Source organism: Streptomyces sp. CNH287 (genome assembly GCF_000424825.1).
In genome coordinates, this window is the sequence record NZ_KE384251.1 from 507,016 (window position 1) to 530,876 (window position 23,861).

Consider the following 23,861-nt stretch of genomic DNA (forward strand, 5'->3'; position numbering starts at 1 on the left):
GTGCGTTGATCACCCTTGGGTCAGCGATTCGTCAGTGAGGGGACGTCGAGGAGCGGGCGGCTGTCGTCCCCGAGCCTCGGCGAGTACGGGTCGCGGCCCGGCGCCGGCCTCCTCGGAGGCAGGGTCCGTGCGCCGGACCAGACGGTGGTCCGCCCGTGCCGTCCGCTGCGCGCAGTCCGCACGGGCGCACCGCCGCGAGCAGCACGTCCCCCTCGCACCCGCTCCGCTAATCTGGCAGGTACGCGTCCACCGCGCGGATTCCGGCTCGAGGAGGCAATGCCGGTGTGCCGAGACCGCCGTGCGACGTACGTCCCCGTCATACCCCGGCAGGCGGAGCGTTGAGCGCCGCCCCGCTGCCCGGCCCCGAGGCCCGGCGCGACTACTGGCGGTTGCTGCACAAGTCGATGTGGATCGTCACGGGCGCGCTGCTCGCCTGGCTGGCCGTCGGCTTCTTCCGCCGGCCTGCGGCGTCGTGGCAGGAGCAGGGCATCGTCCTGCTCCTCGCGCTGGTCTGCGTCGTGCCGATGGCCTCCTCGTGGCCCTACCGCAAGACGCTGCCCGCGCTCGACCGCACTCCACGGCGGGCGACCGTCACGGGGCGCCTGGATTGCGACACCGAGCCGGACGCCGACGGAGACTGCTCCCCCTACGTCCTCCTCGCGGTCACCGTCGACATCGACGGCACCGCCACCGAGTCCCACCTCGCCGACATCGTCGTCGCCGAGTCCCTCGACCGCTTCGTCACCGGCTCGACCTGGACCGTCTACGCCTTCCAGGACCCCGCCGCCCCCAACAAGGACCTCGGCCGCACCCGCGTCATCCTGGGCGAAGCCCACGACGACGTCGTCCGCGCGGGCTACGACCTTGGGCGCTTCATCCTGCGCGACAGCGCCGGGCCCGGCTCGGACCTGCTCCTGCGCCGCTTCGCCGGCGACCCCCGCTGAGAGGCCGTCCGTCAGGAGTCGCCGGAGCCGTCCGGCCGCTCCCGCAGCGCCATCACGATCAGGTCGTGGACGAGGTACTCGCCCGGGGCCCGGTTCTCCTTGAGGCGGTGCAGGTTCTCGGGGCCGAACCAGTCGTAGGCGGTGTGCTTGGACCATTCCAGGGCGGGTTCCTCCAAGTCTCCGTCGACCTCCACTCCTCGACCTCGCGGGCCAGCGCCCCCAACAACGTCTCGCCGGGCTCGACATGGCCCCCGAAGACGTCCCAGCAGTCGGGGAAGAGGCGCCGACCGGGGCCGCGCCGCTGGGCGAAGGCCCTGCCGTCCTGGTGGAGGATGACGGCCACGGCTTACGCCGCCGTCCGCTCCGCCGGTCCCGTGCGGAAGGTGCGGCGGTACGCGCTGGGGGAGACGCCCAGCGCCGCCTGGAGGTGCATGCGCAGCGCCGCCGCTGATCCGAACCCCGCCGCGTCGGCCACTCGGTCGATGGGCAGGTCGCTGCTCTCCAGCAAGTGCCGTGCCCGCTCGACGCGTTGCCGCGTCAGCCACTGCTGCGGGCTGATCCCGACCTCCTCCCGGAAGCGGCGCGTGAAGGTGCGTACGCTCATCGCCTCCTGGGCGGCCAACTCGCGCAGCGTCAGAGGGCGTTCGAGGTGTGCCAGGGCCCAGGCGCGGGCCCTGCCGGTGCCGTGTATGCCGGGCTCGGGCACCAGGCGTTCGATGAACTGCGCCTGGCCGCCGTCCCGGTAGGGCGGTACGACGGTGCGCCGCGCGATGGAGTTCGCGACCGCCGATCCGAAGTCCTCGCGCACCATGTGCAGGCACAGGTCGATGCCGGAGGCGACTCCGGCCGAGGTCAGCACCGGGCCTTCGGTGACGTAGAGGACGTCCGGCTCGACCTGGACACTGGGGAACAGTGACTGGAAGCGCGCGCAGGAGGACCAGTGCGTGGTGGCGCGCTTGCCGTCCAGCAGTCCGGCGGCGGCCAGGACGAAGGCGCCGGTGCAGATGGAGGCGATCCGGCTGCCGGGCCGGATACGGGCGAACGCCTCGGTGAGCACGGGGCCCAGGCGCCCGTGCGTGTACGACTCGTCGCGCTCGTGCGCCGCCGGGACGATCACGGTGTCGGCCTCCGCCAGCGCCTCCGGCCCGTGCGCCACGTTGACCGTGAAGTCCGTGTCCGTACGGATCTCGCCGGGCGTCGCGGCGCAGGTGACCACCTCGTAGAGCGGCTCGCCCGCCGAGGTCTCGGCGTGGCCCATGATCCGGTGCGGGATGCCCAGTTCGATCGGCAGCAGCCCGTGGCGGACGAGGACCGCGACGCGGTGGCGGCCAGGGTGACGGAAGACACTCATGGCCCGATCCTCGCACATCATGGCCGTCGGGCCACTCGTTCCGGCGAACCCTCCGGAGCCAGGGTTGCCAGGTGACCCAGACACTCCCTCCCCAGCCCCCCGGCTCCGATGTCGGGGCCACACCGTCCGAATCCGCCGCCGCACTCCCCGCGAAGCGCCGCCGCTCCCGCGTGCACCGCGCCTGGTGGGTCGCGGCGGTCTGCTTCGTCGCGCTCATCGGCGCGGCCGGCTTCCGTGCGACACCGAGCGTCTTCATCGACCCCCTGCACGACGAGTTCGGCTGGTCGCGCGGGACGATCTCCGGCGCCGTCTCGGTCAACGTGCTGCTCTACGGGCTCACCGCGCCGTTCGCCTCGGCCCTCATGGAGCGCTACGGCATCCGCCGCGTCGTCTCCGGGGCGCTGGTGCTCATCTCGGCGGGCAGCGGGTTGACCGTGTTCATGACCTCCGCCTGGCAACTGGTCCTGTGCTGGGGCGTGCTGGTCGGGCTCGGCAGCGGATCGATGGCGCTGGCCTTCGCGGCCACCGTCACCAACCGCTGGTTCGTCCAGCGCCGGGGCCTCGTCGTCGGCGTGCTCACCGCGGCCGGTGCCGCCGGTCAGCTGCTGTTCCTGCCGCTGATCGCCCTCATCGTCGAGGGGCCGGGCTGGCGGGCGGCGTCCGTGATCGTGTGCGTCTCCGCGCTCGCGGTCGTCCCCCTGGTCGTGTGGCTGCTGCGGGACCGGCCGGAGGACGTCGGGCTGCTTCCGTACGGCGCGGGCCCGGACTACGTGACGCCGCAGGTCTCCACCACCGGCGCCGCCCGCCGCACGCTCGGGGCGCTGTGGTCGGCCGCGCACACCAAGGTGTTCTGGCTGCTGGCCGGTACCTTCGCGATCTGCGGGGCCTCCACCAACGGCCTCATCGGCGTCCACTTCGTCCCCGCCGCGCACGACCACGGCATGGGCGTGTCCGCCGCCGCCTCGCTGCTCGCGGTCATCGGCGTCTTCGACCTGATCGGCACCATCGCCTCCGGCTGGTTCACCGACCGCTACGACGCCCGGCGGCTGCTCGCCGTCTACTACGCGCTGCGCGGGCTCTCCCTGCTGTTCCTGCCGCTGCTCTTCTCGGACACCGTGCAGCCGACGATGCTCTTCTTCGTCGTCTTCTACGGCCTCGACTGGGTGGCGACCGTACCGCCCACCATCGCCCTGTGCCGCGAGCACTTCGGTGAGGACGGCGCGATCGTCTTCGGCTGGGTGCTGGCCTCGCACCAGGTCGGCGCCGCCCTCGTCGCCTTCCTGGCGGGCGTGGCGCGCGACCGCACCGGCAGCTACGACATGGCGTGGATCGCCTCCGGCGCCCTGTGCGCGACGGCGGCCCTGATGGCTCTGGTCATCCGCAGGCGTCCGGAGGTCACGGCCGCGGCCTGACGGCAGGTCCACCCGCGTGCACGGCAGGTCCACCCGCGTACGCCCCGGCATGCCGCCGGAATTCCCACAGATCGTGCGCGGAGATGATCTCGACACCGGAGGCAGGGTCTTGGGCACCCCCGCCCCGGGAAATCCGCTGGCGCCAAGAGCCGCCGCACATCCATGATGCGGTCATCCCGCCCCCGCTCAGGAGAGGCCATGCATCCGCACATAGATGACCTGCTCGACCCTGCCCTTCTCGCGCGCAGCCTCGGTGACGGCTACGTCCGAGAGCAGACTCACCCCACCCTGCCGCTGCGCATCCTCAACTACACGGAGAAGGCCCAGTTCGAGCGGGAGTGGAACGAGGTCACCCGGCAGTGCCGCGGACTGGTCATCGACCGCCACGGACGGGTCATCGCCCGGCCGTACGCGAAGTTCCTCAACTACTCGGAGCACCCCGAGGGCACCTTCGACCTGGACGAAGAGGTCGTGGTGACCGACAAGCTGGACGGCTCCCTCGGCATCCTCTACCCGCTGCCCGACGGCGGGTACGCGCTGGCGACCCGGGGCTCGTTCGCCTCCGGCCAGGCGGTGCACGCAACGCGGGTCTGGCAGGAACGCTACGCGGACACCGTGTCGATCAAGCCCGGCGTCACCTACCTCTTCGAGATCATCTTCCCGGAGAACCGCATCGTCTGCGACTACGGAACCCTGGACGACCTGGTCCTCCTCGGCGGCGTCGACATCGCCACCGGCGCCCCGCTGCCCGCCGACGACCTGCCGTGGGACGGTCCCCGCGTCGACACCTTCGACTTCGGCACGCTCGCCGAGGCCCTGGCCGCGTCGCCGCGCCCTGGCGCCGAGGGCTACGTGCTGCGCCTTCCCGGTCACGACAACACCATGGTCAAGATCAAGCAGCACGACTACGTGGCCCTGCACCGGATCATCACCGGGCTCAACGCCCGTGCGGTCTGGGAGCGGCTGGGCGCGGGTGACACCGTGGCCGAGTGCTGCGACGGGCTGCCCGACGAGTTCCACGACTGGGTCAAGGGCGTCGCCGCGGACCTGATCCGGCAGCGTGACGCGATCCTCGCCGAGGCTCGTGCCGAGCACCGGCGCATCCGGGAGTCGCTGCCAGAGGGATGGACGCGCAAGGAGTACGCCCAGCTCGCCGGCCGCTCGCCGATGCGCGCCTGGCTGTTCATGCTCCTGGACGGCCGCGACCCGTCGGCCCGGGTCTTCCACACGCTGCGGCCCGAGGCCGACGTCCGGCCCGCCAACACCACCGGGGACGACTCCTGATGCCCACGCTGCACTTCACCCGCGGTCTGCCCGCCAGCGGCAAGACCACGTGGGCGCGCACCTGGACCGCTGAGAACAGTGCGGGCCGGGTGCGCGTCAACCGGGACGACCTGCGCGCCATGCTCGACTCGGGCGAGCGCATCAAGGGCGTCACCGAGAAGCGCGTGATGGCGGTCCGGGACGCGGCGATCCTCACGCTGCTGCGCCGGAGCTACGACGTGGTCTGCGACGACACCAACCTGCCGCAGCGCGTCGCCCGCGACCTGGCCCGCCTCGCTCACCGCGCCGGCGCCGGGTTCCAGGTGCACGACTTCACCCACGTACCGCTGGAGACGTGCCTGGAGCGCGACGCGGCCCGTGAGGCGTCCGTCGGCGAGGACACCATCCGCGGCCTGCACCAGCGCTTCCTGGCGGGGAAGCCGTCGCCGCTTCCCCTGCCGGAGGAGGACCGCGTGCCGGTTCCGATGGGGCGGCGCTACGAACCGAAGCCGGAGAGCCCCCAGGCTGTCCTCGTGGACGTCGACGGGACCGTCGCCTTGATGGACGGCCGCAGCCCCTTCGACGAGACCCGGGTGCACCAGGACCTCCCCAACGCCCCGGTGATCAGCGTCGTACGGGCCCTGCACGCGGCTGGCCAGCGCGTCGTGTTCCTCTCCGGCCGCACCGACAGCTGCCGGTCCGCCACCGAGGCCTGGCTGACCGAACATGTCGGCGTCCCGTACGACGGGCCCTTCATGCGGCCCACCGGCGACTTCCGCAAGGACTCGATCGTGAAGGTCGAACTCTTCGACGCCCACGTGCGCGATGTCTACCACGTCACCTGCGTACTCGACGACCGCACCCAGGTCGTGCAGGCATGGCGGGCCATCGGCCTGACCGTCCTCCAGGTCGCCGACGGCCACTTCTGATGCGACCTTGGTGAAGCGGCTGCCGCAGCGACGACGAGCGCGCCGTCGAAGCTGCCGTCCTGGTCAAGGCGGGGCACTTCACAAGAGGTGCGGTACGCATTCACGTCGGGGTGACGTACGTGGGGCCCGGTGACGGGGATGGTCGCCGCGGGCTTCCCGGCGTGAAGTGGTGGCGATCGTTCCCGTCGGCGGGGCGCCGCCGTCGGTCAGATCGCCGGGAGGGGGGTGTCCGGGGTGGGAGGGGACGGCAGGCCCGCCGGGCCGCGGAAGGTGCGGCGGTAGGCGCTGGGGGAGACCCCCAGGGCCGCCTGGAGGTGCTGGCGCAGGGAGGTGCCTGTGCCGAAGCCCGCCTGTGCGGCCACCCGGTCGACGGGCAGGTCCGTCTCCTCCAGCAGCTGCCGGGCGCGCTGTACGCGCTGCTGGGCGAGCCACTGGCCGGGCGTCAGGCCGACCTCCTCGCGGAAACGGCGGGTGAACGTGCGTACGCTCATCGCCTCGCGCGCGGCCAACTCCGGGAGCGTGAGGGACCGTTCGAGGTGCTCCAGGGCCCAGGCGCGGGCCCCGCCGGTGCTGGCGCGGCGCCCCGGCTCGGGGACGGGGCGGGCGATGAACTGCGCCTGGCCGCCGTCCCGGTGCGGCGGTACGACGGTGGTGCGGGCGACGTCGTTGGCGACCGCCGCCCCGTGGTCGCGCCGGATCATGTGCAGGCACAGGTCGATCCCGGCCGCCTCGCCCGCCGAGGTCAGGATGTCGCCCGCGTCGGTGTAGAGGACGTCCGGGTCGAGCTCGACCGCCGGGTAGAGGGCACGGAAGTGGGCCGCCGACTTCCAGTGCGTGGTGGCGCGCTTGCCGTCCAGCAGTCCTGCGGCGGCCAGGACGAAGGCGCCGGTGCAGATGGAGGCGATCCGGGTGCCGGGCCGGATACGGGCGAACGCGTCGGCGAGCGCGGGGCCCAGGCGGCCCTCGATCTCGGTCTCGTCCGCCTCGTGCGAGGCCGGGATGATCACGGTGTCGGCCGCCGCCAGCGCCTCCGGCCCGTGCGCGACGAGGATCGGGAAGTCGACGTCGGTGCGGACCTCGCCGGGCGTGAGCGCGCAGGTCACCACCTCGTACAGCCGCTCGCCGCCGTCCGGGGCGACGGCGCCGCCGAACATCTGGTGCGCCAGGCCCAGCTCCAGCGGCAGCACGCCGTGGCGCACCAGGACGGCGACCCGGTGCCGTCCGGGGTGGCGGAACGCGGCGGCGGGCGCGGTGGCGGGGGCTGTCGCGGTGGCGGTCATGGCCCAATTCTTTCACACCATGTCCATTTGGCCAGTGGTTCCGGCGGCGCCCGGACCGCAGGATCAAAGGCATGAAGACTCTCTGGATATTCGCCCACCCCGAACAGCGCTCCCTGAACGCCTCGCTCATGGCCGACGGCCTGCAGGCCCTGGCGGAGCAAGGACACGAGACCCGCGTCTCCGACCTGTACGCAATGGACTGGAAGCCCACCGTCGACGCGGCGGACTTCCGGCGCGAGCCGTCCGAGCGCCTGCTGGTCGGCGACGCGCAGGAGCACGCGCACACGACGGGCACGCTGAGTGAGGACATCCTCGCCGAGCAGGAGAAGATCCGCTGGGCGGACACCCTCGTCTTCCACTTCCCCCTGTGGTGGTTCGGGCCGCCCGCGATCCTCAAGGGCTGGTTCGACCGGGTGCTCGTGCAGGGCTTCGCCTTCGGCGTCAAGGACGAGCACGGCGGGACCAGGCGCTACGGGGACGGCGGGCTCGCGGGCAAGCGCGCGCTGGTGGTGACCTCGGTCGGCGCCCGCGAGTCCAGCTTCGGGCCGCGCGGCATCCACGGGCAGGTCGAGGAGGTCCTCTTCCCGCTGCTGCACGGCACGTTCTGGTACACCGGCATGGCCGCGCTGCCCCCGCTCGTCCTCTACGGCGCCGACCGCGCCACAGCCGAGGACGCCGCCGAGGGTGCGGCCCGCCTCCGCGAGCGGCTGCGGACGCTGCCCGAGGCCGAGCCGATCCCGTACCACCACGAGCGGGGCGGCGCGTACGACGGGGACCTGGTGCTCCGGCCGGACCTCGCACCCGGGCGTACGGGCGTGGGCGCGCACACGGCCCCGGCGTCCGAACCGGCGCCGGCGCCGTACGCGCTCTCCTGACCGGGGCCCGCCCGGGTGGCGGCCCGGCCGGCGGCTCAGCCGACTCGGACGCCCCGGTGGTACTGCTCCGGGACGTGGACCGCGCCGCCGAGTTCGCGCGCCGCGCGCTGCGCGAAGTACGGGTCCCGCAGCAACTCGCGGCCCACGAAGACCGCGTCGGCCTGCCCGTTCGCGACGATCTTCTCCGCCTGCTGCGGCTCGGTGATCAACCCCACGGCTCCGACGGGCAGTTCGGTCTCGCGCTTGACGCGCTCCGCGAACGGCACCTGGTAGCCCGGACCCACGGTGATCCGCGCGCCGGGCGCGTTCCCTCCGGTGGAGGTGTCCAGCAGGTCGACGCCGTGCGCGAGCAGCGTGGCGGCGAAGCGGACGGTGTCCTCGAGGGTCCAGCCGGTGCGCTCGTCGTCCGGGTTCTCGGTGAGCCAGTCGGTGGCCGAGATGCGGAAGAACAGCGGCAGTTCGTCCGGCCACACCGCGCGCACGGCGTCCACGACCTCCAGCGCGAACCGGACCCGGTTCTCGTACGAGCCGCCGTACGCGTCGGTGCGGCGGTTGGCGTGCGGGGAGAGGAACTCGTTGATCAGGTAGCCGTGTGCGCCGTGGATCTCGGCCACCTGGAAGCCTGCGTCCAGGGCCCGCCGGGCCGACTCCGCGAACTGCGCCACGATGTACTGGATCTGAGAGACGGTCAGCTGCGCCGGGGTGGTGAAGCCCTCGTCGAACGCGAGCGGGCTGGGGCCCGAGGGCGTCCATCCGTGACCCTCGCCGGGAGCTATCGGGCCGCCGCGCGCCACCCAGGTGCGCTCGGTCGACGCCTTGCGTCCGGCGTGGGCGAGCTGGATCGCAGGGACGGAGTTCTGCGACTTCACGAAGGCGGCGATCTGGCGGAACGCCTCGGTCTGGGTGTCGTTCCACAGCCCGAGGTCGTAGGGGCTGATCCGGCCCTCGGGGCTGACAGCGGTGGCCTCCGTCATGACCAGGGCGGTGCCTCCGGCGGCGCGTGCCCCGAGGTGCTGGAGGTGCCAGGCGCCGGGGGCGGCCTGCTCGGGCCCGTCCGGCGCGGCCGAGTACATGCACATCGGCGACATCCACACGCGGTGCGGGATGGTCAGCGACCGGAGGGTCAGGGGCTGGAAGAGGGCGCTCACGGAGGCTCCTGGGTGACGGGACGGGACCGGCGTTGGTACGGCGAGTTAGTACGACGGTGACAGTACTACGCCATTCATCGAACTACAACGAGCCTCGTACAATGGAAGCCGTGCGGGACGGACGGGCTCAGGCGCTGCCCGGACCCAGGCCGTACCGCACGCCCGTCGAAGCGCACCAGGAGGCTCCATGCCGACCGCGAACAGCACCGCGGGCACCACCACCCGCGAGCTGGCACACCCGGACCGCGCGGACCTGCGCGTCGAGCACGTTCTGCACGCCCTCGCCGACCCCATGCGCCTGCACGTCGTCCGCGCCCTGGCGGGCTCCGACGCGGAGCTGAGCTGCTCCGAGATCGGGCTGCCCGTCAGCAAGTCGACCTGTACGTACCACTTCCGGGTGCTGCGCGAGAGCGGGGTCATCCAGCAGATCTACCGGGGCACGGCCAAGCTGAACGGCCTGCGGCGCGGCGATCTCGACGCGCTCTTCCCCGGCCTCCTCGACGCGGTGCTCCGCGCCGCCGCGCTCCAGTCCGGCCGCCTCGACGGGTGAGCGTGATGCGCGACGAGGTGCGGGTCCCCGCCTGACCGTCCGGGCGACGGCACGAGACGTGCTGACGGCCCGTCAGTGCCCAAGAGCGAGCCCCCGCATGGCACTTCATAACGATGCGGCAACAACTCCGGCTTGAATAGTCTTCCTATGTCGTACATGTGCGCTTAGTGCCACATGTGTACGGCTAGAACGGAGCGGCCATCGCACGCCCGACCGAAAGGGCTCGCTCCGTTGCAGCACGCGAAGAGAACCAAGAAGACGTCTCGGATAGTCCTCGCCACGGCCGCGGCATTCGCCCTGCTCGGCGGCACCGCCGTCGGCGCGGGCGCGCTGGAGTCGGACGCGACCGGCCGGACCGGCGCGTCCGCCCCGGGCCAGATCCGCGGGGCCGCCGACTCCGGCGCGGTCAGCGGCGAGTACATCGTTGTCATGAAGCGTACGGGCGAGGACGCGGCCGACGCCTCCCGCCTCAAGTCCGCCCCGTCGATCCGCGGTCTGGCCGGTGAGCTGCTGAAGCAGGCGGACGCCGACGGGGCCGAGGTCCGGCGCACCTACACCACCGCACTCAAGGGCTTCAGTATCGCGGCGGACGAGAGCGAGGCCCGCAGGCTCGCGGCCGACCCGGCCGTCGCGTACGTCGAGCGCAACCGCGTCGAGCACGGCGGCGGCACGCAGAACGACCCGACCTGGGGCATCGACCGGACCGACCAGCGCGACATGCGGCTCAGCGGCACCTACACCTACGACACGGAGGCCGCGAACGTGACGGCCTACGTCGTCGACTCCGGCATGCGCATCGGCCACGACGACTTCGGCGGTCGCGCGAAGTACGGCTACGACTTCGTCGACGACGACGCCACCGCCCAGGACTGCCACGGGCACGGCACGCACGTCGCGGGCACCGTCGGGGGCACCAAGTACGGCATGGCCAAGTCGGTCAAGCTGGTCGCGGTGCGTGTACTGAACTGCGAGAACAGCGGTACGACCGCCGACGTCCTGGCGGGCTACGACTGGGTGGCCAAGAACCGCGTCAAGCCCGCCGTCGCCAACGTCAGCATCGGCGGCGCCGCCACCGACGCCAAGGACGCGGCGGTGACCGGCATGGTCGAGGCCGGGGTGACCGTGGCCGTCTCGGCGGGCAACAACAACACCGACGCCTGCCAGCAGTCGCCCGCCCGTGCGCCCGCGGTGCTCACCGTCGCGGCGACGACCGGCACGGACGTGCGCTGGTCGTCGTCCAACTACGGCACGTGCGTGGACCTGTTCGCCCCGGGCTACCAGATCGACTCGGCGGGCGTGTCCTCGGACACGGCCAGCGCAACCTTCACCGGTACGTCCATGGCGACCCCGCACGTCACCGGCGCCGCGGCCCTGCGGCTCGCCGCGCACCCGACCGAGACGCCGGCCGAGGTGAGCAAGGCGCTGCTGGCCGCCACCACCGACGGCAAGGTCAGCGGGCAGGGCGCCGGTTCGCCCAACAAGCTGCTGTACAGCCGTTTCTGACGCGGTAGCAGAATCCGTTGCCACGGCGGTAGTTGGAGGTGCGCGGTGCTTCGCGGGCGCCGCGCACCGGTGCGTTCGGGGCGTATGCGACAGGAACTTCCTCCGGTCCGTACCAATCCTCGTGTGACGCGACTGGCCCCTGTGGTTGGCGGGTAGAAGGCGTGAACCTGGGGGCTCCTCAGCGTGCAAGCCGTGTGACGACGGGATGAATTCGGCCGTGGAAGAGAGCCATGGGGTAGTGGTGCCGCTGCACCGCCTCGACGTGCCCACCCCGCACGCACTCCCCTTCGCCATCGGGTCCTTCGACTCGATCGGCCCGCTCTCGCGCGCCGCGTTCCCGCACCGGCACACCTTCCACGAGGTCGTCCTGGTCACCAGCGGGCGCGGCAACCACGTCGTGGACCTGCACCGACGCCCCCTGAAACCCCCGCAGTTATGCGTCATCACGCCCGGCCAGGTGCACTACTGGGAGGGCGTCAGCGACCTGCACGGCTGGGTGATCCTCTTCGACGACGCCTTCCTGCTCGCCCACCCCGGTGACCGCGAGATGCTGCGGATGCTGGGCGAACGCACCGGGCCCCGCCTCGACCGCGACGACGCGGCCGTGATCGAGCCGGTGGTCTCGGGCATGCTGCGCGAGTTCGGCGAGCACCGCCCCGGCATGGCCTCCGTACTCCAGGCGTACCTGCACATCCTGGTCGTACGGGCGAGCCGGCTGCCCGTCGACGAGGCGGAGGCGCCGCCGCCGGACGCCGTACGGCCCGGCCCGGCCACCGTGCTCTCCCAGCGCTTCGCGCGGCTGCTGACCGGCCCGGGCGCGGCGGCCGGGCAGACCGTACGGGACTGGGCCGCCGAACTCGGCGTCTCGGTCAGCCACCTGAACGAGTCGGTCAAGGCGGCCACCGGCCGCACGCCCGGACAGCTGATCCGGCAGGCCCAGGTGCTGGAGGCCAAGCGGCTGCTGGCGAGCACCAGCCTGACCGTGGGACGGGTGGCCCGCGAGGTGGGCTTCGCCGACGCCGCGTACTTCTGCCGCTTCTTCCGACGCGAAACCGGCGCCACGCCAGGGGAGTTCCGCCGCGAGAGCGGCATCACCCAGGGCGCCTCGGCCGCTTCGGTCACCACCGGCGGCGGCGCCCCGGAAACGCCGCCCGGCCCGTCGGCCACCTGTACCGGCCCGCCGCCCTCTGGCCGGAATCACCATGCCTGCCGCACTGCGTCCATCGACGCCTCAGAGGCTGCTCCGTAACGTCATGGCCACGCCCGGCCGGCCGCGTCTCGACACCCCCCGACGCGAAGGAGAGTCACTGTGGACGGCGACAACTCCACGGACACACCCGCAGACGGCAACACCCCCGCCGACAGCGGTATCAGTCGAAAGACCGTGCTGAAGGCCGCCCTGGCCGTCGGCCCGGCGGCGGCCCTCCTCGGCGGCGGCACCGCCCTGGCCCGGGACAAGGCAGCCAGCGGCAAGCCGCTCACTCCGACCCCCATGTGCGACGACGGCGACGACCCCACGCCGCCGCAGACGGAGGGCCCGTACTTCACCCCCGGCTCGCCGGCGCGCACCTCGCTCACCGGTTCCGGAAACGGCACGCTGCTGACCGTCTCCGGCTTCGTCTTCGGCCTGGGCTGCCAGGCGATCCCGGACGTCCTGCTGGACTTCTGGCAGGCGGACGCCCAGGGCGCGTACGACAACGTCGGCTACCGCTACCGGGGACACCAGTACTCGGACGCCACCGGCGCCTTCAAGCTGACCACGCACGTACCAGGGCTCTACCCGGGCCGCACGAGGCATCTGCACGTCAAGGTGCAGGCGCCCAACAAGCCGGTGCTCACCACCCAGCTCTACTTCCCCGGTGAGCCGCGCAACAACACCGACCCGATCTTCCACCCGGCGCTGCTGATGAACGTCCGCGACGGCGGCGGAGGCAAGCAGGCCACCTTCGACTTCGTGCTGAACATCCAGCAGGACGACGGCGGCGGGCCGGGCGAACCGCCCGGCGGCAGCTGGAGCGCCTCGGCCGTCTACCGGCCCGGCGACCGCGTCACCTACGGCGGCAGCGAGTACGTGTGCCTCCAGGGCCACCAGGCGACGGCGGGCTGGGAACCGCCGAACGTGCCGGCTCTGTGGCGGCGCGTCTGACCCCTGTTCCCCGCCTCGCACATGTACAGCGTGTGCCATGTGCGAGGTGGAGAACGGGTTGGGCCCGGGGGTGTTGACAGGGGCGCCCACCGGGCCTGTGCCCACCGGGCCGCGGGTGTGGGCCGCGGCTCGGTGGGCTTCCGCGCGCGCCGCCGCGGGCGGGTGCCGCGCCGCAGGGTGCTTTGCCTCCGGGCGCCGGGTGCCGCGACGCCGGGTGCGCGCGGGGCGGGTGCTCCGCCGCCGGGGGCCGTCAGCGGGTGGGCTTCCTGCCCGTCACGCCGAGGTGGACGAGCAGCGCCAGGTTCGGCTTCAGCTCGGCCTGCTTGACGCCCCAGCTCTGGAAGCCCTTCTGATGCCCGGCCACGGCGGCGAGCATCGCCGCCAGCGAACCGGCCATCGCCGCCGCGTTGACCTCGCGGTCCACCTTGCCCTTGGCCTGGAGTTCCTTGACGGACTCGGTCAGCGAGCCCGTGACGGCGTTCAGGATCTTCATCCGGATCTTGTAGAACCGCTTGTCGCCCTCGGCCGCGCCGAGATCGACCACGCGCAGGATCGCGTCGTGCTTCCGCCAGAACGACAGGAAGCCGTCGACCAGTTCCTCCGCCGTCTGTCGGCCCGCCTTGCCCGTCCACGAGCGGCCCGCGACGAGCTGGGTCAGGCCGGCGCCCTCCTTCGCCATGGACTCGGCCAGCTCCAGCACCGCGCCCTCGACATCGGGGAAGTACTGGTAGAAGGTCGCGGGAGACGTGCCCGCCCTGCGTGCGACGTCGATGACCTTGACATCGCGGTAGGGCGAGGAGTCGAGCATTTCGCCGAGGCAGTCGAGCAGCTTCTGGCGGGTCGCCTGACCTCGGCGCCCGGCTACGCGGCCGTCGACCGTTCGCACCTGTCCTGTCATGCCGTCAGCTTACCGACGGGTGATCCGCGCGCTATCCGACCGCGTGCAAACGGGTCCACGGGGCCGCTCCGTGCCTGGTCGGGGCACCTTTCCGGGCCGCCGGGCGACGGCTGTCGGCGACGCGCCCCGCCTACCGCGCGCGGCCGTGCGTACGGTGGTGGCCACCGGCTGCGGGGACGCGATCCGGGGTGTGTCCCACCCCTCACCATGCCCCGCGCGGGTATGAGGCGGCCGGGGGCGGGCAGACCAGGAGAGGAGCGGGAGCCGGGGCAAGAGTGACATGTCCGCTTTCTGGCGAACGATCCAGTTATCTCGGTGGAGTGCGACGTGATCGTGTCGCCCCCGGGTTCGCTACCGTCGCCTTAGCCAGGGAGAATCGGTCTCCGGGCCCGGGGTCCGAGGCGGCAGTGAGAAGCTGCACGGGGCGGGTAGGAAGCACGCGCCCCTACGGGGAGGTGGCAGGCAAGTGGTGGAGCAGCTGACACAGCACGATCCGCGGCGGATCGGGCCGTTCGAGGTGCTCGGCCGTCTCGGTGCCGGTGGCATGGGGCTGGTCTATCTCGCGCGCTCGGCTTCCGGCCGCCGAGTGGCGATCAAGACGGTGCGGACCGAGCTCGCCGAGGATCAGCTGTTCCGCGTGCGCTTCACGCGGGAGGTCGAGGCCGCACGGGCGGTCAGCGGCTTCTACACCGCTGCTGTCGTGGACGCCGACGCCCGCGCCGCGGTTCCCTGGCTGGCGACCGCGTACGTGCCCGCTCCCTCGCTCGAGGAGATAGTCAATGAGTGCGGGCCGCTGCCCGTGCAGGCGGTGCGCTGGCTGGCCGCCGGGGTCGCCGAGGCGCTCGAGTCGATCCACGGCGCGGGCCTCGTCCACCGGGACCTCAAGCCCTCCAACGTGCTCGTCGTGGAGGACGGGCCGCGGGTCATCGACTTCGGCATCGCCTCCGGCGTCTCGAACACCCGGCTGACGATGACCAACGTCGCCGTCGGCACCCCTGCCTACATGTCCCCCGAGCAGGCACGGGATTCGCGCAGCGTCACCGGTGCGAGTGACATCTTCTCGCTGGCCTCCACCCTCGTCTTCGCCGCCACCGCGCACGCGCCGTTCCACGGGGCCAACCCCGTCGAGACGGTCTTCATGCTGCTCCGCGAGGGTCCCGACCTGACCGGGATGCCCGAGGAGCTGCGCCCGCTGATCGAGTCGTGCATGCGGATGGCGGCCGAGGAGCGGCCGAGCCCGGCCGACCTCCAGACGCAGCTCGCCCCGCACCTCTTCTCCTCCGGCGGCGACGACAGCGGTACGGCCTCCGCCTGGCTCCCGGCCGGGGCGGTGGCGCTGATCGAGCGCAAACGCGGGGCGCGCTTGCCGCGCTTCCAGAACCCCGGCGGCTCCGGCGGCCACGGCTCCGGCGGCCCCGGCGCCCCCGGCTCGGGCGGGCCGGGCGGCTCCGGCGGCCCAGGGGGCTCCGGCGGCCCGGGTGTGCACGGGGCCGGGCCCGCCTCCCGGCACGGCTCGATCGCCGCCGCCGGGCCCGACCTGGCCGGGATTCCGACCGCGCCCCACTCCCCGCCGTCCGCCCTCTCCGCGCGGGCGCCGTACGCCCCCGACGCCGCGCCCGCAGGCAGCAGTGCCGAGGGCTCGGACTGGGACACCGCCTGGCGCCCCGAGGGCCGCGGCATCCCCGCGGGCCCCGGCGGCCCCGCAGCGGTCGGCGCGGGCAGCTACGCGGCGGCCTCACTCACCTCCCCGCCCACGGCGCCGCCAGGCACGCCCGCAGCGGACGGGGCCCCGGTGCGCCTGCCGGGCGCCAAGGTGCCCATCGGCCCCGGCCCGCGCCGTACGGACGACGTGCGGCAGCAGCCCGGCCCCGGCTCGGGCGGCCCCGGCTCCGGCTGGGTGCGCCCGCCCAACGGCGCCCAGTCCGGCGCCGCCGCCCCGCCGCACCCGCATGCGGCTGCCGCGGGCCACCCCGCCGCCCCACCGCACTCGCCGCCCCCGGCCCCGCCCGCCCCCTCGGCGCACGATCCGGGGACACCGGCGCGCTGGCGGCCGTGGCGCTTCCGTATGTCCAACGACGTCTGGGGCACCCCGGTCGTCGCCGGGGAGCTGCTCTACGTCACCTCCTTCGAGGTGCACGCGCTGGACGTCGCCACCGGCCGCCGCCAGTTCAAGACCCGCGAGGTCGCCTGGTCCATGGCCGTCTCCGGCGGCCGGGTGCACGCCTCGGACGGGCCCAGCCTGTACGCGCTGGACGCCTCCGACGGCTCGGAGCGCTGGCGGCTGGCCACCGACGGCTGGGTCTACTCCCTCAAGGTCGACCGGGGCACCGTCGTCACCGGCACCCGGGGCGGCGGCGTGCAAGCCTGGGAGGCGGCGAGCGGCGAGCGGCTGTGGGAGCTGTCCGGCGCGCAGGCCGACTTCGAGACGCCGGAGGCCGGCCCGGTCATACACCACGGCACGGTCTACACCTGGGGCGACGGCCGGCTGTACGCCATGGAGGCGCGTACGGGCGCGGAGCGCTGGGCGTACCCGGTCGGCGACTCCTCCGCGACGGGCGGCGTCCCGGTCCGGCTCACGGTCGCCGACGACGGCGCGGTGTACGTCTGCGCCGGGTCGCGGGTCTTCGCGCTGGACGCGGCGACCGGTGCCGAGCGCTGGCGCTTCGACGCCCCGGCCGCCTTCCTGTCCGCCCCCGCCTTCGTACCCGGCGCGGCGGTGGCGGGCGGCGGCATCTACCTCGCCGACTACCTGGGCACGGTCTACGCGCTGGACGCGGTGAACGGCCACGACCGCTGGCGGATCGCGACGGAGTCCCGGCACTCGACCGAGCCCGTGGTCGTGGCCGACGGCCTCGTCCACCTGGGCAGCGGCGGCGCCCTCTACACGCTGGACGCGGTCAGCGGCACCCCGCGCTGGCGCTTCGCGGCGGGCGGCGACGTCATAGGGGCTCCCGTGGTGGCCGGCGGGCGCGTGCACTTCGGCTCGGCCGACCACTGCCTCTACACCCTCGACGCGGTCGGCGGCCAGCTCCGCTGGAAGCTGGCGACGGGCGGGGAGATCACCGGGTCCCCGGTCGCGGTGGGCGGCGTCGTCTACGCGTGCAGCAAGGACCGCTGCGTCTACGCCCTGGACGCGGCGAAGGGCACCGGCCAGTCCCGGACGTAGGTCCTGTCACCGGACGGCCACGTGCGGCACGGCACGGGTCCCCAGGCCGGGCCCGGGGAGGGCCCCGTCCTGCCGCGTCGTCGGAAGCCTCCTCGTACGCCTCGGTGCGAGGATGGCCCGCTGTCTTGAGTGCGCTCGCGTTCCGGGCGCCGGGTGATCACCGCCTGACGCGCCACGAGCGTCCGCTCTGCCGGGGCAGGGGAGGGCAGGACAGTTCGGGTCAGGTCAGGCCGCGTCGCGGTCGCGGTGGTCGTGGCCGTGTCCCGGGCCGTGGCCGATGTGCTGCACCCGGTGCAGCAGCCGCCGGGGCAGCGGTTCCTTCTTCCCCTCGCCGGCGTCGGCGCTGTCCGCACCCTCCGTGCCGCCCGTCGCGGACGTTGCCGCGTGTGCGCCGCCCGTCCACGTCCTGGGCGTGTTCCGGCCGTCGTCGAACCCCATGCCGCCGACCGGCCCCGTCGCGGGCGGCACCGCCCCGGCGTCGGGGTCCGTACGCGGCAGGGGTTCCGTGCCCGCGTCCGGGCGGCCGAGATCCGTCGTCCCGGCGTCCCGTGCCTCCGTCCGCGCGTCGTGGGGGCTCCCCGCGAACCCGGCGCCCGTGCCCGCGCCGACCGCCGTGCCTCCGGCCGCAGCGGTGCCCCAGGGTCGGGCCTGGCCCTCGTGTCCGTACGCCGGGCGCGCCGCGTCCCGCTCCTCGCCTTCGGCGGGCACCCGGTGCCGTCCGCGCCGCCTGCGGCGACCGCGCATGGCCGAGGCGCCGAGCAGGATGACCACCCCGCCCGCCAGCGCCAGCGCGACCCCCGCGCCGAGGCCGTTCGCGCCGCCCGCCGTCAGGCTCCCGGCGGCCTGGCCCTGGCGGACCATCCACAGCACGGTGAAGCCCAGCACCAGAATCCCGGAGAAGGCGGCCAGGAGCGGGGAGCGCAGCAGCACGGCGACGAGCGTCAGCAGCGCGGCGACGGCCATGGGCAGGAAGAGCCCGCTCCACAAGCCCGCGTCGGTGCCGCTGACGCCGTCCGGCGTGAACAGCTCACCCCAGCGGAAGTCCTGACCGTCCCGCGCGCCGTACCAGGACCGGAAGGGGCTCCACACAGCCGCCGCGGCTCCGAGGAGGGCCAGCAGGGAGCCGATCAGATTCCTGAACATCGGTGTCGCCTCGCTTCCCGTCAGGGTGCGCACCGAGCGTCGTTCGCAATTGACGCTACGCCGACGGGAACCCGTACGCCACCGGAGCCCGGCCCCGCCCCCTGAGCAGCGCTTCCCGGGGGCGTCTCAGGTCCGCTGGGGCGCGATGCCGGGCTCGCTCCGCGGGGAGCGGCAGGCCGTACGGTCGCCCCGTACGAACGCGCTGATGCGCTCGGCGGTCTCCACCGGCCGTTCCAGCCCCAGCATGTGCCCCGCCCCGCCGATCAGCGTGAACGAGGCGTCCAGCCGGTGGGCGAGCCGCCATCCGCCGCTGGGCGGTGTGAACGTGTCGTCCTCGCCGTTGACGACCAGCGTCGGAAGCGGCAGCGGTTCGAAGCGCGGCCGGTACTCGAGCAGCCGCAGGGTGCCCTGGATGTAGTTGTCGAAGGCGCGGGGGGAGAGCTGCCGCATCTGGCTGCGCAGGACCCGTGCGATGGCGGTGCGGCGCCGGTGCGCGGCCTGGGCGGAGGGCGGCAGGTAGAGGTCGACGACGATGTCGAGGAACGTGTCCAGGTCGTCGGCCTTCAGCGCGTCGACGGCCAGGTGGAAGCCGGTGCGCGCCTCCGGGGAGAGCCCGTCCTGCGCGGACACCATGACCAGGCGCGACGCCCGTTCGGGATAGCGTTCGGCGAAGGCGTACGCGATGAGGGCGCCGTAGCACGCGCCGACGAGGTTGGCCCGCTCGATGCCCGCGTGGTCCATCGCGGAGGCCAGGGAGTCGGCGAGGAAGTCGAAGCCGCGCCCGGCGGGCAGCACCGGCACGTCGCCCCAGCCGGGCAGGTCGATCGTCATGATGCCGGCCACCGTGCGGAAGGTGTTCTCCCCCGGCACCCAGGCGTACTTGTCCTGGAGCGCGCCGCCCAGCAGCACGAAGGGCTCGGTCAGCGCCTCGGGTTGCGGCAGCAGCCGGTACGAGCAGGGGTAGCCGCGGAAGGCCATGGCGCCTTCCCGCTCGGTGAGCTGCGGCAGCTGCGGGGTGATCCGGGGATCGGACGTGAGCATGCGGGCTCCTCCCATTCGTCGGTGTGGGCGCTGCGCCGGACCCGCCGTCCCGCCCGGTGACAGCCGACACCCGTCACGAATGGTCACCGTAACGCTTCAGGGAGTGAAAACCCGTCATTGTGCCCCGGCCGCGCGGACGGTGTGCGGAAGCCGCGTGGCGGCGGGTGTGGCGGCGGGTGCGGCGGGGCCGTTCCGGAGAAGGCCGAAAAGCATCGTCGCCCCGGTCACCCTCCGCACCGCCGTGCCGTGCCGCGAAGGTGTGCCCGCCGGACGCCGCGGGTCCGGATCGCGCCGGAACGGCGGCCGGAGACGCGAAACGGGGCCGAGTCGGCGACTCGGCCCCGTTCCCATGTGCCTGGGTGTCAGGCTCCTTGGCGGCTGCCCTCGTCCGGGCTCGAAAGCGGTATCGAGGACCCGTGGCGGTTGGCCAGGACGTCGGTGGACTCCTGCGAGTCCACCTGTGCGACGGTCTGCTGGTGACTCACCAGGGCGGGCGCTGCCGCCCCGGCGATGATGCCTGCGGCGGCAGCGGCAAGCACGAGGTACTTCTTGGCGCGGGACACGGCAACTCCTCCGTACGGGGCTGGACTTCCCCTCGTGGCGTCATAGTGTCGCCCGAAGGGACTTGTTACTTACAGTCTGTGCCGAGAAGCAACCGTTTAGCACTGAAGTTCGGACAGATTCCCGTTCAAAGCCATCGGGGCCCGGCTCCGGCGGCTCCCCCTCTCCGCCGCCGACGCCGGACCCCGAGTACCCCCCCTGGGTGATGGTCTACTTGGCGGGCTCCGAGGTGCCGTGACGGCTCTCGGCGCCCGCCTCCGCCGCCTCGTCGTCCGAGGTGAGGTTCGCCGGGATCGACGTACCGTGGCGGCTCTTGGTGTTCAGGTTCGCCGGGATCGACGTGCCGTGACGGCTCTTGGTGCCGATCTTCGCGGGCTCGCTGGTGCCGTGGCGGCTCTCGTCCGGCTTCGCGTCGGTGGCCGTCGTCTCCTCGTGTGCGGTCATGGTGGCTGACTCCTTGTCGTCGAACGGTGTGACAGGGCCCGTCCGGCGGCTCCCCCGTGGGCCGCCGGACGGGCGCTTCAGAGCCGCTCAACCTTACGGGACAGCGGCCTTCTTCCCCCATCGATCCGCTTGCCCCCCGAGGCGGCGGTTCGATGAGGAAGACAATGCCGGACGGCGATAAACGATCGATGAACGAATGCTGCCGTCGCCGTCTCAGGCCGCTACGGAGGGCATGAGCAGGTCCCGCACCTCGTCGGCTTCCGGCGTCCCGGCCTGCTCGAACACCGCCAGCGCGTCCACCCAGATGGCCCGTGCGCGGTCGGACTGGCCCAGCGCCTTCAGGGACTTGCCCAGGACGAGCAGCACCGTGGCGCGCCGCCACTCCCCGCCCACCACGCGCAGGGCGAGGGCCTGCTCCGCGTGTGCGGCGGCCTGTCCGGGCCGGCCCGCGGCGAGGTGGGCCTCGGCGATGCGGAAGTGCGCGACGCCCTCCCACTGGCCCTGACGGGTCTCGTGGAAGATGGCCAGCGCCTGGTTCAGCTCGTCGAGACCGGCCGGGACGCGCCCGGCCTGCACCAGGGCGGTGCCCAGCGTGTAACGGCAGTTGCCCAGCCGCAGCGCGTGCGGGAACAGATGGTGGATCTCGACGCTCCGCTTGGCCAGGTCGATCGCCGTGTCGTACTGGCCAAGCGCCATGTGCACGCGGGAGAGGTTGCACAGCGCGCTCGACTCGGAAACGGGGTTGTTGTGGCGCCGGAAGGCGTGCAGGGCCTCGGTGAGGTACTCCTGTGCGTCCTTGTGCCGCGCCTGGTAGTTGGCGACGATGCCCCGGTCGTTGAGGGAGTAGGAGGCGGAGATCGGGTCCTCGACGGAGTGGCCCAGGATGCCCGCCCGGCGGGCCTCCTCGTCCGCCTGGTCGAAGCGGCCCGTCGCCAGGTAGACACCGGTGAGCACGGAGCGGGTACGCGCCTCCGCGTACGGCTCCTCGGCCTGGTGCGCGGCCGTCAGCAGGGCGAGGGCGGCCTGCTCGTAGGAGCGGACGTTCACCCCCGACTCGGCGAGGCCGCTGGTGGCCATCAGAAGGTCGGCGGCGCGGCGCAGGCAGTCCGTCCTGGTGGCGAGCTGGCGGGCGCAGGCCAGGAAGCAGGAGGACTCGGAGAGCAGCCAGCCGATCGCCGCGCTCCGCTCCGTGAAGTGCAGGCCCGTCGAGGCGGTCGGCTCCAGGTGGTTGGCCAGCCGTTCGCCCGGCTGGTCCAGGGCGTAGACCTTCGTCGCCGTGGCGAGGTAGAAGTCGAGCAGGCGGGAGAGCGCCGCGTCGCGTTCCGACGGGGGCTGCTCGTCGCGCTCGGCGCAGGCGCGGGCGAAGAGGCGCAGCAGGTCGTGGAAGCGGTAGCGGCCCGGGGCGGCGGACTCCAGGAGGGAGGTGTCGACCAGGGATTCGAGCAGGTCCTCGGTCTCGTCCGCGCTGCGGTCGAGCATCGCGGCGGCGGCGTGCAGGGAGATGTCCGGGCCGTCGGCGAGGCCCAGCAGGCGGAAGGCGCGGGCCTGGTCCTTGTCGAGCTGGCTGTAGCCCAGTTCGAAGGTGGCCTTGACCGCCTGGTCGCCCGCCTGGAGTTCGTCCAGCCGGCGGCGCTCGTCGCCGAGCTTGCTGGCCAGGATGGAGACCGTCCAGGTGCGGCGGGCCGCGAGGCGGGCGGCGGAGATGCGGATGGCCAGCGGCAGGAAGCCGCAGGCGGCGACGACGTCCATCGCCGCCTCGCGCTCCGCGGAGACCCGCTCCTCCCCGACGATGCGCGTGAAGAGGGTCATCGCCTCCTCCGGGCTCATCACGTCCAGGTCGACCAGGTGCGCGCCCGCCAGGTCGACCATCCGGGAGCGGCTGGTCACCAGCGCGGCGCAGCCCGCCGTACCGGGCAGCAGCGGGCGGACCTGGGCGGCGTCGCGGGCGTTGTCCAGCAGGGCCAGCACGCGCCGCCCGGCCAGCAGGGAGCGGTAGAGCGCGGCGCGCTCCTGCACGCCGTCCGGGATGACCGCGTCCGGGGTGCCCAAGGAGCGCAGGAAGGCGCCGAGTACGGCCTCCGGTTCGGCGGCGGCCGGGCCCGCGCCCTGGAGGTCGACGTAGAGCTGTCCGTCGGGGAAGTGGTCCCGGGCGGCGTGCGCGACGTGCACGGCCAGGGTCGTCTTGCCGACGCCGCCGATGCCCGCGACCGCCGAGACGGCCATCACCGTGCCCTCGGCGGCGGCGAGCTGCTCGCCCAGCTCGGTGACGAAGCCGGTGCGGCCGGTGAAGTCCGCCACGGTGGCCGGAAGTTGTGCCGGGCGCAGCGTCGCGCCCGAGCGGCCCTCGCGGGCCGGGGCGTCGGCGGAGAGCGACAGCTCGTCGTCGGCCTCCAGGATGCGCTGCTGGAGTTCGGACAGCTCGGAGCGCGGGTCGACGCCCAGCTCGTCGGAGAGGAGGCGGCGGGTGTCCGCGTAGACGGCGAGGGCCTCGGCCTGGCGCCCGCTGCGGTAGAGGGCGAGCATCAGCAGCTCGCGCAGCCGTTCGCGCAGCGGGTGCGCGGCGGTCAGCGCGGTCAGCTCGGAGACGGCCTCCGCGTGCGCGCCCGCCTGGAGGTCCAGGTCGAGCCGGTGCTCCAGGAGCTGGAGCCGCCATTCCCCCAGCCGCACGCGCTGCGTCTCGGCGTACGGGCCGGGGGCGTTGGCCAGCGGCTCGCCCTCCCACTGCCGCAGCGCCTGGTCGTACAGCTCGCGGGCGCGGGCGCGGTCGCCCGCCGCGGCGCACTTCTCGGCGTCGGTGGCCAGCGCGGTGGCCGTCTCGGTGTCCAGGGCGGCGCCGGATCTGGCGATCCGCAGGGCGTACCCGCCCGACTCGCTCACCAGCAGCTCGGCGTCGTGCGCCAGCGCCTTGCGGATGCGGGAGGCGTAGGTGCGCAGGGTGGCCTTGGCCTGGTCCGGCGGTTCCTCGCCCCACAGGGCGTCGATCAGCTCCTCGGCGGTGGCCGTGTGGCCTCCGCGCAGCAGCAGCGCTGCCAGCAGCGCCTGCTGCTGGGGTGATCCGGTGCTCAGGGCGCTGTCACCGCGGTACGCCCGGATGGGACCGAGCACGGTGAAGCGCAGCTGCTGACCGTGCTGTTGGGTGTCGCGTCCCGTGTGGCTCTCGGCGCCCATGGTGCCCCCTGCCGTTGTGCGCTCCGCTTCCGCATCGGT

At 73.3% G+C, this 23,861-nt stretch carries 20 protein-coding genes and 1 pseudogene; 10 read left to right on the forward strand and 11 right to left on the reverse strand.

The genetic code is table 11. The features are described from left to right. The first annotated feature begins 338 nt into the window (after window positions 1-338). Window positions 339-944: a hypothetical protein gene (locus tag H299_RS37775; protein WP_051262846.1), complete on the forward strand. Its 606-nt coding sequence runs from the start codon at window positions 339-341 to the stop codon at window positions 942-944. 11 nt (window positions 945-955) lie between these two features. Here H299_RS37775 and H299_RS40675 read toward each other — a convergent pair whose 3' ends face one another. From H299_RS40675 to H299_RS0126055, 3 genes and pseudogenes are all read right to left on the reverse strand, one after another. Next, on the reverse strand, window positions 956-1,138 hold the full coding sequence (locus H299_RS40675; RefSeq protein WP_027750809.1) for an NUDIX hydrolase: 183 nt from the start codon (window positions 1,136-1,138) through the stop codon (window positions 956-958). Between the two features lie 59 nt (window positions 1,139-1,197). After that, a pseudogene (locus H299_RS40680) lies at window positions 1,198-1,287 on the reverse strand (NTP pyrophosphohydrolase); the annotation flags it as partial. Between the two features lie 3 nt (window positions 1,288-1,290). After that, the gene (locus H299_RS0126055) at window positions 1,291-2,295 is read right to left on the reverse strand and encodes a helix-turn-helix domain-containing protein (RefSeq protein WP_051262847.1); all 1,005 of its coding nucleotides are present in this window, start codon (window positions 2,293-2,295) and stop codon (window positions 1,291-1,293) included. 71 nt (window positions 2,296-2,366) lie between these two features. Here H299_RS0126055 and H299_RS0126060 point away from each other — a divergent pair, with 71 nt between their 5' ends. The 3 genes from H299_RS0126060 (at window position 2,367) to H299_RS0126070 (ending at window position 5,899) form a co-directional block, all read left to right on the forward strand. Continuing rightward, complete coding sequence (locus H299_RS0126060) at window positions 2,367-3,707, forward strand: MFS transporter (RefSeq protein WP_027750811.1); 1,341 nt, start codon at window positions 2,367-2,369, stop codon at window positions 3,705-3,707. A gap of 198 nt (window positions 3,708-3,905) precedes the next feature. Then, window positions 3,906-4,991 carry an RNA ligase gene (locus H299_RS0126065; RefSeq protein WP_027750812.1) on the forward strand — a complete coding sequence of 362 codons (1,086 nt, stop codon included), beginning with the start codon at window positions 3,906-3,908 and terminating at the stop codon, window positions 4,989-4,991. Then, window positions 4,991-5,899, forward strand: a complete 909-nt coding sequence (locus tag H299_RS0126070; protein ID WP_027750813.1) for a phosphatase domain-containing protein — start codon at window positions 4,991-4,993, stop codon at window positions 5,897-5,899. Before H299_RS0126065 ends, H299_RS0126070 begins: the two co-directional genes overlap by 1 nt. Before the next feature lie 206 nt (window positions 5,900-6,105). On the opposite strand, the gene H299_RS36340 is transcribed toward H299_RS0126070, so the two are convergent. Next, complete coding sequence (locus H299_RS36340; protein WP_051262848.1) at window positions 6,106-7,179, reverse strand: helix-turn-helix domain-containing protein; 1,074 nt, start codon at window positions 7,177-7,179, stop codon at window positions 6,106-6,108. Window positions 7,180-7,250: 71 nt separating this feature from the next. Between H299_RS36340 and H299_RS0126080 the strand changes: the two genes are divergently transcribed. Beyond that, window positions 7,251-8,054, forward strand: coding sequence for an NAD(P)H-dependent oxidoreductase (locus H299_RS0126080; protein ID WP_027750814.1), 804 nt, complete (start codon window positions 7,251-7,253; stop codon window positions 8,052-8,054). A gap of 35 nt (window positions 8,055-8,089) precedes the next feature. Here H299_RS0126080 and H299_RS0126085 read toward each other — a convergent pair whose 3' ends face one another. Continuing rightward, window positions 8,090-9,202 (reverse strand): NADH:flavin oxidoreductase/NADH oxidase, encoded by a 1,113-nt coding sequence (locus H299_RS0126085; protein WP_027750815.1) that lies wholly within the window; start codon window positions 9,200-9,202, stop codon window positions 8,090-8,092. Window positions 9,203-9,389: 187 nt separating this feature from the next. On the opposite strand from H299_RS0126085, the gene H299_RS0126090 reads away from it, so the two are divergent. The 4 genes from H299_RS0126090 to H299_RS0126105 all read left to right on the forward strand — a co-directional run bounded on the left by H299_RS0126090 (window position 9,390) and on the right by H299_RS0126105 (window position 13,401). Next, window positions 9,390-9,752 carry a winged helix-turn-helix domain-containing protein gene (locus tag H299_RS0126090; RefSeq protein WP_027750816.1) on the forward strand — a complete coding sequence of 121 codons (363 nt, stop codon included), beginning with the start codon at window positions 9,390-9,392 and terminating at the stop codon, window positions 9,750-9,752. 231 nt (window positions 9,753-9,983) lie between these two features. After that, the gene (locus tag H299_RS0126095; protein ID WP_027750817.1) at window positions 9,984-11,255 is read left to right on the forward strand and encodes a S8 family peptidase; all 1,272 of its coding nucleotides are present in this window, start codon (window positions 9,984-9,986) and stop codon (window positions 11,253-11,255) included. Between the two features lie 217 nt (window positions 11,256-11,472). Continuing rightward, entirely contained in the window at window positions 11,473-12,504 is a 1,032-nt protein-coding gene (locus H299_RS36345) for a helix-turn-helix domain-containing protein (RefSeq protein ID WP_486587423.1), read from the forward strand. A gap of 60 nt (window positions 12,505-12,564) precedes the next feature. Further along, window positions 12,565-13,401, forward strand: a complete 837-nt coding sequence (locus H299_RS0126105; protein WP_027750818.1) for a carbohydrate-binding protein — start codon at window positions 12,565-12,567, stop codon at window positions 13,399-13,401. Between the two features lie 250 nt (window positions 13,402-13,651). Here H299_RS0126105 and H299_RS0126110 read toward each other — a convergent pair whose 3' ends face one another. Further along, window positions 13,652-14,299, reverse strand: a complete 648-nt coding sequence (locus tag H299_RS0126110) for a TetR/AcrR family transcriptional regulator (RefSeq protein WP_027750819.1) — start codon at window positions 14,297-14,299, stop codon at window positions 13,652-13,654. 466 nt (window positions 14,300-14,765) lie between these two features. On the opposite strand from H299_RS0126110, the gene afsK reads away from it, so the two are divergent. Next, window positions 14,766-17,465: a protein serine/threonine kinase AfsK gene (gene afsK / locus H299_RS0126115; RefSeq protein WP_027750820.1), complete on the forward strand. Its 2,700-nt coding sequence runs from the start codon at window positions 14,766-14,768 to the stop codon at window positions 17,463-17,465. Window positions 17,466-17,690: 225 nt separating this feature from the next. Here afsK and H299_RS38680 read toward each other — a convergent pair whose 3' ends face one another. The 5 genes from H299_RS38680 to afsR form a co-directional block, all read right to left on the reverse strand. Further along, the gene (locus H299_RS38680; RefSeq protein WP_078513049.1) at window positions 17,691-18,608 is read right to left on the reverse strand and encodes a hypothetical protein; all 918 of its coding nucleotides are present in this window, start codon (window positions 18,606-18,608) and stop codon (window positions 17,691-17,693) included. A gap of 126 nt (window positions 18,609-18,734) precedes the next feature. Continuing rightward, complete coding sequence (locus H299_RS0126125; RefSeq protein ID WP_027750821.1) at window positions 18,735-19,649, reverse strand: alpha/beta fold hydrolase; 915 nt, start codon at window positions 19,647-19,649, stop codon at window positions 18,735-18,737. Between the two features lie 362 nt (window positions 19,650-20,011). Continuing rightward, a complete protein-coding gene (locus tag H299_RS0126130; RefSeq protein ID WP_027750822.1) occupies window positions 20,012-20,212 on the reverse strand; it encodes a hypothetical protein in 201 nt (66 codons plus the stop codon). Between the two features lie 208 nt (window positions 20,213-20,420). After that, complete coding sequence (locus H299_RS0126135) at window positions 20,421-20,654, reverse strand: hypothetical protein (protein ID WP_027750823.1); 234 nt, start codon at window positions 20,652-20,654, stop codon at window positions 20,421-20,423. Between the two features lie 213 nt (window positions 20,655-20,867). Continuing rightward, the gene (afsR, locus tag H299_RS0126140) at window positions 20,868-23,822 is read right to left on the reverse strand and encodes an SARP-family global regulator AfsR (RefSeq protein ID WP_027750824.1); all 2,955 of its coding nucleotides are present in this window, start codon (window positions 23,820-23,822) and stop codon (window positions 20,868-20,870) included. Window positions 23,823-23,861: the final 39 nt, after the last annotated feature.

Excerpts from the sequence above, each read along its gene's own strand:
- H299_RS0126055 (WP_051262847.1), bottom strand. The coding sequence starts at position 2,295 with ATGAGTGTCTTCCGTCACCCTGGCCGCCACCGCGTCGCGGTCCTCGTC.
- H299_RS0126065 (WP_027750812.1), top strand. The coding sequence starts at position 3,906 with ATGCATCCGCACATAGATGACCTGCTCGACCCTGCCCTTCTCGCGCGC.
- H299_RS0126070 (WP_027750813.1), top strand. The coding sequence starts at position 4,991 with ATGCCCACGCTGCACTTCACCCGCGGTCTGCCCGCCAGCGGCAAGACC.
- H299_RS36340 (WP_051262848.1), bottom strand. The coding sequence starts at position 7,179 with ATGACCGCCACCGCGACAGCCCCCGCCACCGCGCCCGCCGCCGCGTTC.
- H299_RS0126080 (WP_027750814.1), top strand. The coding sequence starts at position 7,251 with ATGAAGACTCTCTGGATATTCGCCCACCCCGAACAGCGCTCCCTGAAC.
- H299_RS0126090 (WP_027750816.1), top strand. The coding sequence starts at position 9,390 with ATGCCGACCGCGAACAGCACCGCGGGCACCACCACCCGCGAGCTGGCA.
- H299_RS0126110 (WP_027750819.1), bottom strand. The coding sequence starts at position 14,299 with ATGACAGGACAGGTGCGAACGGTCGACGGCCGCGTAGCCGGGCGCCGA.
- H299_RS38680 (WP_078513049.1), bottom strand. The coding sequence starts at position 18,608 with ATGTTCAGGAATCTGATCGGCTCCCTGCTGGCCCTCCTCGGAGCCGCG.
- H299_RS0126125 (WP_027750821.1), bottom strand. The coding sequence starts at position 19,649 with ATGCTCACGTCCGATCCCCGGATCACCCCGCAGCTGCCGCAGCTCACC.
- H299_RS0126135 (WP_027750823.1), bottom strand. The coding sequence starts at position 20,654 with ATGACCGCACACGAGGAGACGACGGCCACCGACGCGAAGCCGGACGAG.
- afsR (WP_027750824.1), bottom strand. The coding sequence starts at position 23,822 with ATGGGCGCCGAGAGCCACACGGGACGCGACACCCAACAGCACGGTCAG.